The organism is Halomonas cibimaris (assembly GCF_055379665.1).
The window spans coordinates 1553439-1566957 of sequence record NZ_AP043828.1 but is presented as its reverse complement, the minus strand read 5'-3'; the positions used below and the strand labels follow the sequence as shown (position 1 = coordinate 1566957).

The 13519-nt window shown below is 65.8% G+C and carries 13 protein-coding genes; 4 read left to right on the top strand and 9 right to left on the bottom strand.

Annotation, left to right across the window (positions count from 1 at the left end; translation table 11 throughout):
- The first annotated feature begins 30 nt into the window (after window positions 1-30).
- Both rsmD and ACZ415_RS07260 read left to right on the top strand, forming a co-directional pair.
- A complete protein-coding gene (gene rsmD, locus ACZ415_RS07265; RefSeq protein WP_344705102.1) occupies window positions 31-705 on the top strand; it encodes a 16S rRNA (guanine(966)-N(2))-methyltransferase RsmD in 675 nt (224 codons plus the stop codon).
- A 99-nt stretch (window positions 706-804) separates the two neighbouring features.
- Window positions 805-987: a cell division protein ZapB gene (locus ACZ415_RS07260; RefSeq protein ID WP_344705103.1), complete on the top strand. Its 183-nt coding sequence runs from the start codon at window positions 805-807 to the stop codon at window positions 985-987.
- Here the strand turns inward: ACZ415_RS07260 and ACZ415_RS07255 are convergent.
- The 8 genes from ACZ415_RS07255 to ACZ415_RS07220 all read right to left on the bottom strand — a co-directional run bounded on the left by ACZ415_RS07255 (window position 984) and on the right by ACZ415_RS07220 (window position 8916).
- The gene (locus ACZ415_RS07255; protein ID WP_344705104.1) at window positions 984-1493 is read right to left on the bottom strand and encodes a GNAT family N-acetyltransferase; all 510 of its coding nucleotides are present in this window, start codon (window positions 1491-1493) and stop codon (window positions 984-986) included. The two genes, ACZ415_RS07260 and ACZ415_RS07255, sit on opposite strands and share 4 nt — an antisense overlap.
- On the bottom strand, window positions 1486-2295 hold the full coding sequence (locus ACZ415_RS07250) for a hypothetical protein (protein ID WP_344705105.1): 810 nt from the start codon (window positions 2293-2295) through the stop codon (window positions 1486-1488). The genes ACZ415_RS07255 and ACZ415_RS07250 overlap by 8 nt, the downstream gene beginning before the upstream one ends.
- A complete protein-coding gene (locus ACZ415_RS07245; RefSeq protein WP_344705106.1) occupies window positions 2292-2600 on the bottom strand; it encodes a BolA family protein in 309 nt (102 codons plus the stop codon). The genes ACZ415_RS07250 and ACZ415_RS07245 overlap by 4 nt, the downstream gene beginning before the upstream one ends.
- Window positions 2601-2651: 51 nt before the next feature.
- Entirely contained in the window at window positions 2652-4052 is a 1401-nt protein-coding gene (locus ACZ415_RS07240) for an MFS transporter (RefSeq protein ID WP_344705107.1), read from the bottom strand.
- Between the two features lie 96 nt (window positions 4053-4148).
- Entirely contained in the window at window positions 4149-4535 is a 387-nt protein-coding gene (locus ACZ415_RS07235; protein WP_344705108.1) for a hypothetical protein, read from the bottom strand.
- 102 nt (window positions 4536-4637) lie between these two features.
- Window positions 4638-6149, bottom strand: coding sequence for a lysine--tRNA ligase (lysS, locus tag ACZ415_RS07230; RefSeq protein WP_344705109.1), 1512 nt, complete (start codon window positions 6147-6149; stop codon window positions 4638-4640).
- Between the two features lie 71 nt (window positions 6150-6220).
- A protein-coding gene (prfB, locus tag ACZ415_RS07225) for a peptide chain release factor 2 (RefSeq protein ID WP_344705110.1) occupies window positions 6221-7319 on the bottom strand; the annotation gives its coding sequence in 2 pieces (ribosomal slippage) (window positions 6221-7243 and window positions 7245-7319; 1098 coding nt in all).
- Between the two features lie 223 nt (window positions 7320-7542).
- The gene (locus tag ACZ415_RS07220) at window positions 7543-8916 is read right to left on the bottom strand and encodes an OmpP1/FadL family transporter (protein ID WP_344705111.1); all 1374 of its coding nucleotides are present in this window, start codon (window positions 8914-8916) and stop codon (window positions 7543-7545) included.
- A gap of 309 nt (window positions 8917-9225) precedes the next feature.
- Between ACZ415_RS07220 and ACZ415_RS07215 the strand changes: the two genes are divergently transcribed.
- A complete protein-coding gene (locus ACZ415_RS07215; RefSeq protein ID WP_344705112.1) occupies window positions 9226-9639 on the top strand; it encodes a MerR family transcriptional regulator in 414 nt (137 codons plus the stop codon).
- Window positions 9636-12224: a heavy metal translocating P-type ATPase gene (locus ACZ415_RS07210; protein ID WP_344705114.1), complete on the top strand. Its 2589-nt coding sequence runs from the start codon at window positions 9636-9638 to the stop codon at window positions 12222-12224. The genes ACZ415_RS07215 and ACZ415_RS07210 overlap by 4 nt, the downstream gene beginning before the upstream one ends.
- Before the next feature lie 82 nt (window positions 12225-12306).
- Here the strand turns inward: ACZ415_RS07210 and ACZ415_RS07205 are convergent, their stop codons facing one another.
- Window positions 12307-13500 carry an MFS transporter gene (locus ACZ415_RS07205; protein ID WP_344705115.1) on the bottom strand — a complete coding sequence of 398 codons (1194 nt, stop codon included), beginning with the start codon at window positions 13498-13500 and terminating at the stop codon, window positions 12307-12309.
- Window positions 13501-13519 lie beyond the last annotated feature (19 nt).

The window sequence follows — 13519 nt, the reverse complement described above, 5'->3', positions numbered from 1 at the left end:
TGGACACGCAGAGCGCTACAATCCCCGCCCATGACACGAAAACGCTCTTCTCGTTCGGCCCGCCCGGGTGCGCGCCGCGCCGCAAGCCGCCAGAGCGGCAAGCTCCGAGTGATCGGCGGCGAGTTCCGCCGCCGCCAGCTTCCCGTTGCCGACCGGCCGGGGCTACGCCCGACGCCGGACCGCGTGCGCGAGACGCTGTTCAACTGGCTGGGCCAAACGCTTGACGGCAAACGGGTGCTGGACAGCTTTGCCGGCACCGGCGCGCTGGGCATCGAGGCGCTGTCGCGCGGGGCCGCACAGGTGACGTTCATCGAGCAGGACAGCCTCGCCGCCGATCAGCTAAGGCGCAATCTTGCCGCCCTGGGCGCCTCCCGCGCGCACGTTATCTGCCAAGACGCCCGGGCGTTTCTCAGCGCGCCGGCGTGCGTTGACCAGCCTTCCTTTGGCCAGCCCCCCTTTGATCTGGTGCTGCTTGATCCGCCTTTTTATCAGGGACTGGTGGATGCCTGCGCCGAGGCGCTGGAAGCCGGCGGCTGGCTGGCGCCCGACGCGCTGATCTACGTAGAGGCGGAGTCGACGCATACGCCGACGCTGCCCGCCTGCTGGCAGCCTTATCGCCAAACCCAGGCCGGCGACACCACCGCCCGGCTGTATTGCCGCATCGCACGCCAAGCCACGCTTGCCGCCGCGCCGCCCGGGCGTTAGGCTCAGGCGCGACCCGCCGGCCCGGCCGGTATTACCCCTTTAGGTATTACCCCTTGGCCGGTATTACCTCTTTATTGAATTGATTCTCCGGAGAGATGCATGAGTCAGGAACTGTTCAACCAGCTCGAACAAAAAGTCACCGCCACGGTAGAAGCCCTGGAGCTTGCCAAGCTGGAAAACGACGAGCTGCGCGAAGAAAATCAGACGCTCAAACAAGAGCGCGAAGAGTGGGAACGCCGGCTCAACGGCCTGCTGCAAAAGTTTGACGAAAGCGACGCTTAAACACCGACGGCCCGCGACATCAGCAGCGCATCTTCCCGCTCGCTGCCGCCGGCCAGGGGCGGATAGTAGCCCCGGCGGCGTCCGTCCACGCCAAAGCCGTGGCGCCGGTATAGCGCCATAGCCGCAGCGTTGCCCGCGCGCACCTCCAGCAGTACGCGCTCGCTGTGCCAGCGCCGCGCCGCCTCATCGGCGGCGCGCATCAGCGCATCGCCGACGCCGCGGCCGCGGTATTGCGGCGCCACGCCCAGCGCCTGAATTTCGGCATCGAACGCCAGCCGCGCCAGCCACAGATAGCCGGCAAGCTCGGGCGCCTGCCCCGCACTACCGCCGGCCATGACGCCAAGCACCTGCCCGTCTTTTGTTTCCAGAGCATCGCACAGCGCACCGGCCATAGTGCCGCTTCCGGCAATGCTGCCCCCGGCCATGACCCGGCCGGCGTGGCGCGAACCGAGCGCCTCCACCTGCCACCGCGCGCTCGCGCTTGTTTGCGTTTTGTTTTCAGCCATCGGCCGCCTCCGCGCGCCACTGCTCGCCAAGCGCGGCCAGCGCCGGCCACAGATCGCGCTTGGCGGCGCCGTCGGCCAGCAGCGTATCCAGCGCGGGCCCCTGCCACAGCGGCAGTGCCAGCGTGCGCGAAACGGCGCCGGCGCCTTTGTGCTCCACGTCCAGCACCCGAGCCAACGGCGAGGCCTCATGCCCGCCCCACCACAGCGCGCGGGTCGGCGCCCAGCCGTTGCGGCTGGCCGCACCGTTGAGAAAGGCGCTGACCCCTTCCCGGGCCTCTGCCAGCGGCTCATCCGCTTCGGGGCCGTCAGCCAGCGGCGGCCAGCTCAGGGTGTGCCAGGCCGACAGCGCCGAGGCGTCGACACCCGCCGCGCGGTAGATGTTGGCCAGCAGCCGGCGCGCGGGCGCGGCAGGCTCGCCTTCGTGCAGGCTCAGCCAGCGCCCGCCCAGACACAGACACGACAGCGTAAAACGCAGCGGCGCCGGCGCATCCGCTTCCGGGGACGGCGCATTTTCCGGCTGCGCCAACGCCGCCTCAGCGGCGGGCGCTGTATTCAGCAGCGCCTTGAGCGAGGCGGGATTGGACGTGGGTTCAGCAGGCGCTGCGGTGCGGCGGCTGGCCTCTGCCTGCTGGGCATCGTCCAGCAGGGCGTGCAGCCGCTTGCCCGGTGATTCGCGCTCGGGGGAGGCGTCGTCCCACTCGCAGGCCGGCGTCGGCCGCGCGTTGGGCAGGCAGTAGCGCGACGCGAAGGCGGTAATGCCCATGGCGTCGAGGTACTGCCGGCGAGCGACTTCCGCGTTCACTTGCCGGCGCCGCGACAGTCCGGCGAATCCGGGCGCTCGCCGCCGCGGGCCTGCCATTCCGCCGGGGTATAAAGATGCAGCGCCAGGGCGTGCACCGGCCCTGAGACTTCATCGGCCAGCAGTTTATACACCTGCTGGTGGCGCTTGACCGGCAGCAGGCCGTCAAACGCATCGCTTACCAGCGTGACCTTGAAGTGGGTTTCCGAGTTGGGCGGCACGCTATGGCGATGGCTTTCGTTTTCCACGGCCAGCACCGCAGGTGCCAGCGCTTCCAACTTGTGCTCGATCTGTGCTTTAAGCGTCACGGCGATTCTCCTGGAAGAAATATCACTGAGAGAACGGTCCATTGTACGCGCTTATGCGCGACGCGACGATGCGCGCTGCTGCATCGCGCGGTGTGCCAGGGGAATGCGCGCAGCGCTGGCGGCAAGCGAGAGCAGCGCACTCGCCGCCCCCAGCCACAGCGTCACCTGCACCGCAAGCCCCAGCGCCAGCACCGCACCGACAAGCGCCACCCCCAGCGACTGGCCCACGGTGCGCGTGGTGCTCATCACCCCCGAGGCGTTGGCGCTGCGCGCCGCCGGCAGGCTGGCCATCATTTCGCGGTTGTTGGGCGGCTGGAAAAGCCCAAAGCCGATCCCGCACAGCGCCACTCGCCACAGGCTGCCGGCAATGCCGGTGCTTTCATCCACCAGCGCCAGGGCGATAAATCCGACCGCCAAAACCCCCAGGCCGACCGTTGAAAGTACGCTGGGGTTGATTCTGTCCGCCAGCCGCCCGGCCAGCGGCCCGACCACCATCAGCGCCAGCGGCCAGGGGGTAAAAAGCCAGGCGGTGAGCAGCGGGCTCAAGCCCATTTTTTCCTGATACAAAAAAGACAGTGCGACAAACGCCAGCCCCTGGCCGATAAACGCAAGCCCCGAGGCCGACACCGCCAGGGTAAAGCGCTTCTCCCGAAACAGATGCAGCGGCAGCAGCGGATACGGCGCGCGGCGCTGGCGGCGAATAAACGCCGCCCCGGCCGCCAGCATGCCCGCGCCAAAGCCCACGCTTTGCCATGCCGGCGCGCTGTGGCCAACGGCGTTCATGGTCAAAAAAAGCCCGGCCAGCATCAGCATGGACAAAAGCGCGCCGGGTACATCAAAGCTGCCCTGGCGCGGGGTTTCTCTGGGCAGGGCGCGCAGGCCCAGCAGCAAAGCGCAAAGCCCGAGCGGCACGTTCAGCGCAAACAGCCAGGGCCAGTGGGTAAACGACAGCACCAGCCCGCTCAGCGTAGGGCCGGCCGCGTAGCCGCCGCCCACCACCAGCGCCGACAGGCCCAGCGCGCTGCCCAGCAGGCGAGAAGGGAAAATCAGCCGGTAGAGCGAGGGGCCAATGGAAAGCGTAGCCGCCGCGCCCAGCCCCTGCAGGGCGCGAAACACCAGCAGGGTTTCCAGACTGCGCGAAAGCGCCGCGCCCAGGGCTGCCAGCACAAAGGTGCTTAGCCCGAACAGGTAGATGCGCCGGCGCGTGGCAAGCTCGCTCAAGCCCGCAAACACCAGCAAAAAGGCCGCGCTGACCACTTGGAACATGTTGGTGACCCACACCACCTGAGCCGGCAACACGTCAAGGTCGGCGGCAATCGAGGGCAGCGCCAGGTTGATCATGGTGGTATCGACCACGGCCATCAGCGTGCCGCTGACCAGCGCCAGCACGGCAAGAAAGCGCTCGGGGCCGGGCAGGCCGTCATCGCCGTCGCGCGTTTCAAACAGTCGCATGGGCTACTATTCCTGGGGAAAAATACCTTGGAGACACACAAAAACCGGCCGCAGCCGGTTTTGCACGAAGCGGGCGCGGCCGGCAGGCCGCCGGGCCTATTGGGGGTCGTTGTCGAGCAGCAGCGCGTCGTCGACTTCCGAAATTTCCAGCGCCGTCTCGTCGTCAAGATCCACCGCCAGAAAGCTGTGCTCAATGCGCACAAAGTCTTCAAACAGCGCCCAGTCGAGCACGGCGGGCCACTGGCGCTCGTCTTCTTCCCAGGCGCGCAGCTCGGTTTCCAGAATTTCCACGTAGCGCTCGCGCACGTAGGCGCCAAGCGCTTCGGGGGTGTCCATCTCGGGGATCAGGTAGACGGTGCTTTCGCGTTCAACGTCGTCAAGCGTGAGGTCATCGTCTCCCATGGTGGGCTCAAGCGCATTGATCCAGTCCACGAATTCCTGGGTCGGCCGGACGCTCAGGGCAGAGCGGTTAAGCAGTTTCATGGGATTCTCCTCAGACAACGATGCCTCACGGAACGATCACTGGCGTTCAGACGCCGTCATTATGGGCGTTTGCGCGCCGACTTGCCAACGCCCGAGCACCGCCTAGGCGTCCGCTTCCGGGCGCATGGCCGGAAACAGCAGCACATCGCGAATGGAGGGGCTGTCGGTAAACAGCATCACCAGCCGGTCAATGCCGATGCCCTCGCCGGCGGTGGGCGGCAGGCCGTATTCCAGCGCGCGCACGTAGTCGGCATCAAAGTACATGGCTTCCAGATCGCCGGCGTCTTTCTCGGCCACCTGCTCTTTAAAGCGCTGGGCCTGGTCTTCGGCGTCGTTGAGCTCGGAGAAGCCGTTGGCGATTTCGCGCCCGCCGACGAAGAACTCGAAGCGGTCGGTAACAAACGGATTGGCGTCGTTGCGCCGGGCCAGCGGGCTGACCTCGGCCGGGTATTCGGTGATAAACGTCGGCTGGTCGAGCCGGTGCTCGGCGACTTCCTCGAAGATTTCGGTTTGCAGCTTGCCAAGCCCCCAGCTGTCTTTCACCGCGATGCCGAGCTTTTCGGCAAGTGCGACGGCCGCCTCGCGGGTGTCCAGATCGGCCGCGGCAATGCCGTCGCCGTGGGTGAGGATGGCGTCGCGCAGGGTCATCCGCGCAAACGGCTTGCCGAAGTCGTACTCGGCGCCCTGATACGTCACCGTGGTGCTGCCCAGCACCTTTTCTGCGGTGGTGCGCAGCATGGCCTCGGTCAAATCCAGCAGCTGGCGGTAGTCGGCGTAGGCCCAGTAGAACTCCACCATGGTGAACTCGGGGTTGTGCCGGGTGGAGAGCCCTTCGTTGCGGAAGTTGCGGTTGATCTCGAAAACCTTCTCAAAGCCGCCCACCACCAGGCGCTTGAGGTAGAGCTCCGGGGCCACGCGCAGGTACATGTCCATGTCCAGCGCGTTGTGGTGGGTAATGAACGGCCGCGCCGTGGCCCCGCCGGGGATCTGCTGGAGCATCGGGGTCTCGACTTCCATGAAGCCGCGATCCTCGAAAAACCGCCGCATAGCGCTGATGATCGCCGCTCGGGTTTCGAACACCCGGCGCGAATCCGGGTTCATGATCAGGTCCACGTAGCGCTGGCGGTAGCGCGCTTCCTGGTCGGTCAGGCCGTGGAACTTGTCCGGCAGCGGGCGCAGGCTTTTGGTCAAAAGCGTGGCGTCTGCCATCTTGACGTAGAGATCGCCCTTGCCGGATTTGTGCACCGGCCCGCGCCCGGCCACAACGTCGCCGATGTCCCAGCTTTTCACGTCTTCCAGCACGTCTTCGGCCAGGCCCTTTTTGTCCACGTACAGCTGGATCTGCCCGGCCGCATCCTGAATCACGATAAACGGGCCGCGCTTGCGCATGATGCGCCCGGCCACCGCGGCGTGGTGATCCAGCGCTTCAAGCGCGGCCTTGTCCTTGTCGCCCAGCGCCTTTTCCAGCTCGGCGCTGAGGCTGTCCCGGCGAAAGTCGTTGGGAAAGGCGCTGACGCCCTGGGCCTTGGCCTTTTCACGACGCTTGGCCAGCTTGGCGCGGCGCTCGGCAATCAAGTGGTTTTCGTTGTCAAAAGACGCGTCATGGTTGGCCATTCGGGCACCCTTGAATAATAAACCGGAAAAAAAGTCAGCCAGGCGCTGCCGCCAAGGCAGCGCCCGCGGGACTAGAGACCCTGCTTGAGGCTGGCGACGATGAACGGATCCAGATCGCCGTCGAGCACCTTGTCACAGCTGCTGGACTGCACGCCGGTGCGCAGATCCTTGATGCGCTGATCGTCCAGCACGTAGGAGCGGATCTGGCTGCCCCAGCCGATATCGGCCTTGGCGTCTTCAGCCGCCTGCTTGGCCTCGTTGCGCTTGTCCATTTCGTGCTCCCAGAGCCGGGCCCGGAGCTGCTTCATGGCGAAATCGCGGTTGGCGTGCTGGCTGCGCTGGCTCTGGCAGGCCACCACGATGCCCGTGGGCTCGTGGGTGATGCGCACCGCCGAATCGGTGGTGTTAACGTGCTGGCCGCCGGCGCCGCTGGAGCGGTAGGTGTCGGTGCGCAGATCGGACGGGTTGATGTCGACCTCGAAGCTGTCGTCCACCTCCGGCGAGACAAATACCGAGGTAAACGAGGTGTGCCGCCGGCCGCCGGAGTCGAACGGGCTTTTGCGCACCAGCCGGTGAACGCCGGTTTCGGTGCGCAGCCAGCCGAAGGCGTAGTCGCCCTGCACGTGAATCGTCGCCGACTTGATGCCCGCCACGTCACCTGCCGACACTTCCAGCAGGTCTGCCTTGAAGCCGTGGTGCTCGGCCCAGCGCAGGTACATGCGCAGCAGCATGTTGGCCCAGTCCTGGGCTTCGGTGCCGCCAGAGCCGGACTGGATATCCAGATAGGCGTTGTTTTCGTCCATCTCGCCGGAAAACATGCGTCGAAACTCCAGCGTCTCCAGGCGCGACTGCAGCCCTTCAAGCTCGCGGCAGACCTCGTCTACCGTGGCCGCATCGTCTTCCACCTCGGCCAGCTCCAGCAGATCTTCGCTGTCGCCCAGGCTTTGTTCAAGCGTATCAATGGTGGAGACAATGGTATCCAGCGACGCGCGCTCCTTGCCCAGCTTCTGGGCGCGCTCCGGGTCGCTCCAGACGTCGGGATCTTCAAGCTCGCGGGTAACTTCTTCTAGCCGATCTTTACGCTCAGCATAGTCAAAGATACCCCCTAAGAATCTCTGTCCGCGCCGACAGATCCTTGATTTGCTGATGGATCGGGTTGGTTTCCAGCATGAATGCGCCCCAATATGTTGGTGCCAGTGAATAATGCGTTGATGCCAGTGAATGAATCGCCTGGACAAAGGCGCTATTGTAACGAAACCCGGCGCACCCCGCACCCATCCCCGCCTTATCCGCAGAAAACACCCGCTCGACAAAAACCCGGCCGTAGCCGGGTTGCGGTGATATTCAAGCCTCATCCAAGGCGTTAAAAGGGCCGAACTTAAAAGCGCCGAACTTAAAAACGATAGGTCAGCTGCGCGCCAAAGCCGTGGGCCTCGTTTTTGTAGTCGGCGTTATAGCGGGAGGTGACCGGCGGCGTTGGCCGGCCGGCCACGGTAAAGCCGTCGGTTTTGGTCTGGCTGACCTCGGTGCCGCGTTCGGTGAGATAGGAATACGCCAGATCAACGGTCACATCGTCGACCGGCGTCCAGCCCGCCCCCAGCGAGAAAATCCGCCGGTCGTCGGAGGGAATGCGCACGCTGCGATGCGCATCGCTGGTGGGCGTATTGTCCAGGCTCAGCCCGGCGCGCAGCGCCCATTCGGGATTGAGCTGATACTCGCCGCCCACGGCAAAGGCCCAGGCGTTGGCATAGCTCTGCCTTTCATTGGTGATCTCGCCCCGGGTCTCTCCCTCGACCAGAATTTTTTCAAACCGGCTCCAGCGCGTCCAGGAAGCGCCGAACATCAGCTTGAGCTTTTCACTCATCTGCTGGGTAATCGAGAAATTGACGGTTTCCGGCGTGGTCAAATCCAGCGAGGCATCGTCGGTCACGGTACCAATACCCAGCTGATCAAGCGCCGGCGACGAGGCGGTAAAGTCGCCTTCCAGCTCATAGTCCACCCGGGAGCGATAGGTCAGCCCCAGGGTGGTTTCCGCCACCGGCCGGTAGATTACCCCGAGGTTATAGCCCCAGGCCTCGTCGTCGCCGTCAACCCGGGAGTCCACTTCTGTCCGTCCCAGCGGCGTTACCGCCGGCACTTGGCGATGCAGCTCGCCTTCTACCCGGTTATAGGTAACCCCGGCGCCCACCGACCACTGATCGTTAAAGCGATAGGACACCGTGGGCTGGGCGGTTTTGACTTCTACCTTGGTGTAGTTGCCCTGATTGCGCCCCTGAAAGCCGTCTTCATAGTCGGTTTCAGAGCCAAACGGCGCGTACACGCCAAAGCCAAAGGCCAGCCGGTCGGTGACCGGATGGGCGTAGAAGACAAAAGGAATCACCCTGGCGTCTACGATGTCGCCGTCGTTGGACCCGGCCACCGGCAGCGTATCCGTCGCGCCGCCGGTGGCCGGCAAAAAGGCCGGGCTGGTTTGCGACGCCCGGGCATTGCTGATGTCGTTGTTGATATCCAGATAGGTGCCGCCCACGGACACCTGCGCGCGGTCGAGAAACGACATCCCCGCCGGGTTGCCAAAGACGATGGTGGCATCGTGGACGTTGGAGCTGCGCCCGGCATGGCCGTAGCCCTGGCCGCTCACGCTCTGCTCGTTGAGCTGAAACCCGCCGGCCGGGGCCTGCGCGGCAAGCGCGGCGGCCGCGACCCCTGCGGTCAAGGCGAGCGTTTTGGTGCGATGGTTGGCAATGACACTTTTATTGATATTGTTCATGTCGCTTCCTTCTTCCCCGATGAGCATACGGGCGGTGCCGTACGTAGCGTACGCTGACCGTTCGGCGGCCAGGGCCGCCCGGCATGCGCCAAGCCGAAAACCCCTGCGACTCATACGCACGTTTAACGTAGTGCCTTTTTCTCGCACCCGCCGCCGGGGTTCAAGGCCGGGGCGGGGTTTTCCGGCGTTTTCGGTTTATCCATTGGTCGCACAGCGCATCGCGGCGTCAGGCGCCGGTCTTTGACCTTTGTGTTACACACAGGTTTTATACTGCGCCTACACATGACACAGGCTCAAAGGGGGCTGCCAGTGAAAGTCAGCGAACTTGCCCGCCGGGCCGGCGTTACCGCCGAAACCGTGCGCCACTACGTACGCGAAAACCTGCTTACGCCCGAACGCCATCCGCACAACGGCTACCAGCTGTTTACCACGCACGACCTGGAACGGCTGGGGTTCATTCAGCGGGCACGCAAACTGGGCTTTAGCGTGGCGGAAATTCGCGAAATTCTCGCCCAGGCCGACAAGGGCGACTCCCCCTGCCCGCTGGTGCGCGACATGCTCGCCGCCCGCCTGCCACAGATCCGCGCACGCATCGCCGAGCTTGAGGCGCTGGCCTCGCGCATGGAAACCGCCCTTGCCAGCTGGCAAAACATGCCCGACGGCACGCCGGACGGCCACAGCCTGTGCCGTTTGATTGAAAGCTTTCCTGAGGAGACGCCATGAAATCGCAAACACTGACGCGCTACGTACCCGGCATGAACTGCCAGGGCTGCGTCAAGCGCATGCGCGAAGCCGTTGTCGCGGTGGACAAGCGCGCCGACGTTGTCGGCACGCCGGACGAAAAGCGCCTCGACGTCAGCATTGATGCCGACAGCAGCCCGCTGGACGACGACGCGCTGGACCGCGCGCTTGAAAACGCCGGCTACCCGCCCGGCGACCCCAACGCCGAGCCGGCCAGCGACGCCGACAGCGCCGAAGCGCCGGCCGATGACGCCGCCGGTACCGCTGAAAGCCGCGAAAAACCTGCCGGCGGTGCGCAAACCCGCCTGGCGGTCAGCGGCATGACCTGCGCCAGCTGTGTGAAAACCGTGCAGCAGGCGCTCGAACGTACCCCGGGTGTGACCTCGGCGGCGGTGAACTTCGGCACCCACACCGCCGAGGTGACGGGCAGCGCCGAAGAAAGCGCGCTGATCGGCGCGGTGCAGAGCGTCGGCTACGACGCCGAGCGGATCGTGGACGTGCGCGACGCCGAACTTACCCGGGCCGAGCAGGAAGCCCGGGACTACAAAAAGCGCCTTAAAGGCAGCTTTGCCGCGCTCGCACTTGCCGTACCGCTGATGGCGAGCATGTTTGTCTTTCACCCCGACCCGGTGGGCGCCGGGCGGCTTTACTGGCTGGTGATCGGCGCGCTGACCCTAGCCATCATGGCCTTTCCCGGCCGGCACTTTTTTACCGGCGCGTGGAAAAACGCCAAGCACCACCAGGCCAACATGGACACCCTGGTGGCCATGGGCACCGGCACGGCCTGGGTGTATTCCATGGCCGTGGTGCTGTTCGGCCCCTGGCTGCCCGAAGCCGCCCGGGGCATCTACTTTGAAGCCTCGGCCATGGTCATCGGGCTGATTTTGCTGGGCAACGCCATGGAGCTCAAGGCCCGGGGGCGCACCAGCGACGCGCTCAAGCGGCTTTTGGATCTGCAGACCCGCACCGCCCGGGTGATTCGCAACGGCGAGGAGCAAGAGGTCGACATTGACGCTGTGCGCCAGGGCGATCACGTTCGCGTGCGCCCCGGCGAGCGCCTGCCGGTGGACGGCGAGGTCACCGAAGGCCAGAGCCACATCGACGAGTCGATGCTTACCGGCGAGCCGGAGCCGATCGCCAAGCAGACCGGCGACGAGGTCAGTGCCGGCACGGTCAACGGCCGCGGCGGGCTGGTCTACCGCGCCACCCGGGTGGGCAACAACACCCGCCTGGGCCAAATCACCGAACAGGTGGCCAGCGCCCAGGGCTCGCGCCCGCCCATCGGCGATCTGGCCGATAAGGTCTCCAGCGTCTTTGTGCCCTCGGTGATGATCATCGCCGTGCTCACCGCGCTTGCGTGGTTCAACTTCGGCGTTGAGGCGCGGGTGATTCACATGCTGGTCGCGGCCACCTCGGTGCTGATTATCGCCTGCCCCTGCGCGCTGGGCCTGGCCACGCCGATTTCCACCATGATCGGCGTGGGCAAGGCCGCCGAGCACGGCGTGCTGGTGCGAAACGGCGAGGCGCTGCAAACCGCCAGCAAGCTCACCGCGCTGGTGGTGGATAAAACCGGCACCCTGACCGAGGGCAACCCCCGGGTCACCGAGGCGGAAGTCTTCGACGCAGGCGCCCTTTCCGGCAACCAGGCCGCCGCGCTGGGCTACGTCGCCGCGCTGGAGCGCGGCTCCGAGCACCCGCTGGCCACCGCGTTAACCGCCTACTGCGAACAGGCAGCAAACACGGAGCCGGCCGAGATTCGCGACTTCGACAGCATCACCGGCGGCGGCGTCAAGGCGCAAAGCAGCGACGGCGAGCTGCTGCTGGGCAACGCCGCCCTGCTGGAAGATGCAGGCGTTGACCTTGCCATCGGCAGCGAAAGCGCCCGAGCCCTTGAGAGCAAGGCCCGCACCATCGTATACCTCGCCGTGGGCGGCAGGCTCGCCGCGCTGTTCGGCGTCAGCGATCCGGTGCGCGAGGACGCCAAAAGCGCCATTGCCCGGCTCAAGGCCGACGGCCTTCACGTGATCATGCTCACCGGCGACAACCGCCACACCGCCCGCGCCGTGGGCGATGAAGTGGGCATAGAAGACTATCGCGCCGAGCTCAAGCCCGAAGACAAGCACGAAGAAATCGAACGGCTGCAAAAGGCAGGCCACATCGTCGGCATGGTCGGCGACGGCATCAACGACGCCCCGGCGCTGGCCCGGGCCAACGTCGGCTTTGCCATCGGCCAGGGCACCGATGTCGCCATCGAAAGCGCGGGTATCACGCTGATGCGCGACTCGCTGCACGGCGTTGCCACGGCCATCGAGATCAGCCAGGCCACGCTTACCAACATCAAGCAGAACCTGGCCGGGGCCTTTGGCTACAACGCGCTGTGCATCCCCATTGCCGCCGGGGTGTTCTACCCGCTTACCGGCGCGCTGCTCTCGCCGATGATTGCCGGGGCGGCGATGTCGCTTTCGTCAATCACCGTGGTCAGCAACGCCAACCGCCTGCGGCTGTTTAGCCCGCACGGCACGGCCGGCTCACACACCGACACGCGCACAGAGGAGAAAGCGGCATGAGCGTACTTGTTAATCTGGCAGGGCTTGGGCTGATCGGTCTGATCGTTTACTGGTTCTGGCTGCGCTAGCCGGCCACCGGCGGCTAACGCAGCCGCCCGGCAATGCGCAGCACCAGCGCAAGCGCCACCGCGCACAGCAGCGCGGCCAGCCCGGCAAAGCCGGTCCCCGTTGCCACCAGCCCCAGCCGGCTGGTGGCAACACCGATGCCCACCACCGGAATCGACAGCGCCACGTAGGCCACCACAAAAAACGTGGAGGTCACCGCCCCTCGCTGGTCCTGCGGGCAGGCCGCGGCCACCGCGCCCATGCCGGCACGAAAGCCGATACCCTGGCCGGTGCCCGCCAGCAGTGCCCCGCAGAAAAACGCCGCCGTGCTCGCGGTCAAGATTCCCGCGCCGATGGAAAGCGCCCCTGCCAGTAGCGTCACACAGCCCAGCGGCAGCCGTCGCCGGGGCGCTACCCGCCCCTGCAGGGTCTGCCCCACCGTTGAGGCAATAAAGACCAGGCACACCACCAGCCCGATCACCGCCAGATTCTGCTCGCCCAGCACCTGCTGCATAAAGGCCGGCGCCATTGAGTTGAAAAAACCAAGCACCGCAAAGCCGGCAAAGCCCACCAGCGCGGCCGGCACAAACACCCCGCGCACTTCCCGGGGCAGGCTCAGCCGCTGAACGCGCAGGTTCGGCCTGGCCGCGCGGGTGACGGTTTCCGGCGCGCGCCACACAAACCACGCCGCCAGCGCCAGCATCGCCAGATGCAGCGCGTAGGAAAACGAAAGCGGTGCCGGCAGCCAGGTCACCAGCACGCCCGCCACCAGCGGGCCCAGCCCCAGCCCGCCCATGTTGACCGCGGTGGCGGCAAGCGTGGCGCGCGCCTTGTACGCCGGCGGGGCCAGCTCGATCACCGCCACCGTCGCGGTGCCGGTAAAAATCCCCGCCGATATGCCTGAGATCACCCGCCCGACCATCAACATCGCCAGGCCGTCGCCGGCGAGAAACACCGCATCGCTGAGCGCAGCAAAGGCGATGCCGGCCAACAGCAGCGGGCGGCGCCCCAGCTGGTCGGACCAGCGCGCGGTCACCACCAGCGCGGCAATCACGCCGGTGGCGTAGACGGCAAAAATCAGCGTAATCACCAGCTGGGAAAAGCCGTATTCGGCCTGATAGATCGGATATAGCGGCGTGGGCAGCGTGGTGCCCAGCATGACCGCCAGAAAGGCAAACGCCGGGCCCAGAAAGGCCAGCGGCGCCGGGCCGCCGGAAGACGGTGCAGGCATGGTCGCTCCTTGCATCAGA

What these genes read in the sequence shown, in the direction of transcription:
- lysS (WP_344705109.1), bottom strand. Translation starts at nt 6,149, where the DNA reads ATGGCCAACCATGACGCGTCTTTTGACAACGAAAACCACTTGATTGCC.
- rsmD (WP_344705102.1), top strand. Translation starts at nt 31, where the DNA reads ATGACACGAAAACGCTCTTCTCGTTCGGCCCGCCCGGGTGCGCGCCGC.
- ACZ415_RS07235 (WP_344705108.1), bottom strand. Translation starts at nt 4,535, where the DNA reads ATGAAACTGCTTAACCGCTCTGCCCTGAGCGTCCGGCCGACCCAGGAA.
- ACZ415_RS07255 (WP_344705104.1), bottom strand. Translation starts at nt 1,493, where the DNA reads ATGGCTGAAAACAAAACGCAAACAAGCGCGAGCGCGCGGTGGCAGGTG.
- ACZ415_RS07260 (WP_344705103.1), top strand. Translation starts at nt 805, where the DNA reads ATGAGTCAGGAACTGTTCAACCAGCTCGAACAAAAAGTCACCGCCACG.
- ACZ415_RS07210 (WP_344705114.1), top strand. Translation starts at nt 9,636, where the DNA reads ATGAAATCGCAAACACTGACGCGCTACGTACCCGGCATGAACTGCCAG.
- ACZ415_RS07220 (WP_344705111.1), bottom strand. Translation starts at nt 8,916, where the DNA reads ATGAACAATATCAATAAAAGTGTCATTGCCAACCATCGCACCAAAACG.
- ACZ415_RS07205 (WP_344705115.1), bottom strand. Translation starts at nt 13,500, where the DNA reads ATGCCTGCACCGTCTTCCGGCGGCCCGGCGCCGCTGGCCTTTCTGGGC.
- ACZ415_RS07240 (WP_344705107.1), bottom strand. Translation starts at nt 4,052, where the DNA reads ATGCGACTGTTTGAAACGCGCGACGGCGATGACGGCCTGCCCGGCCCC.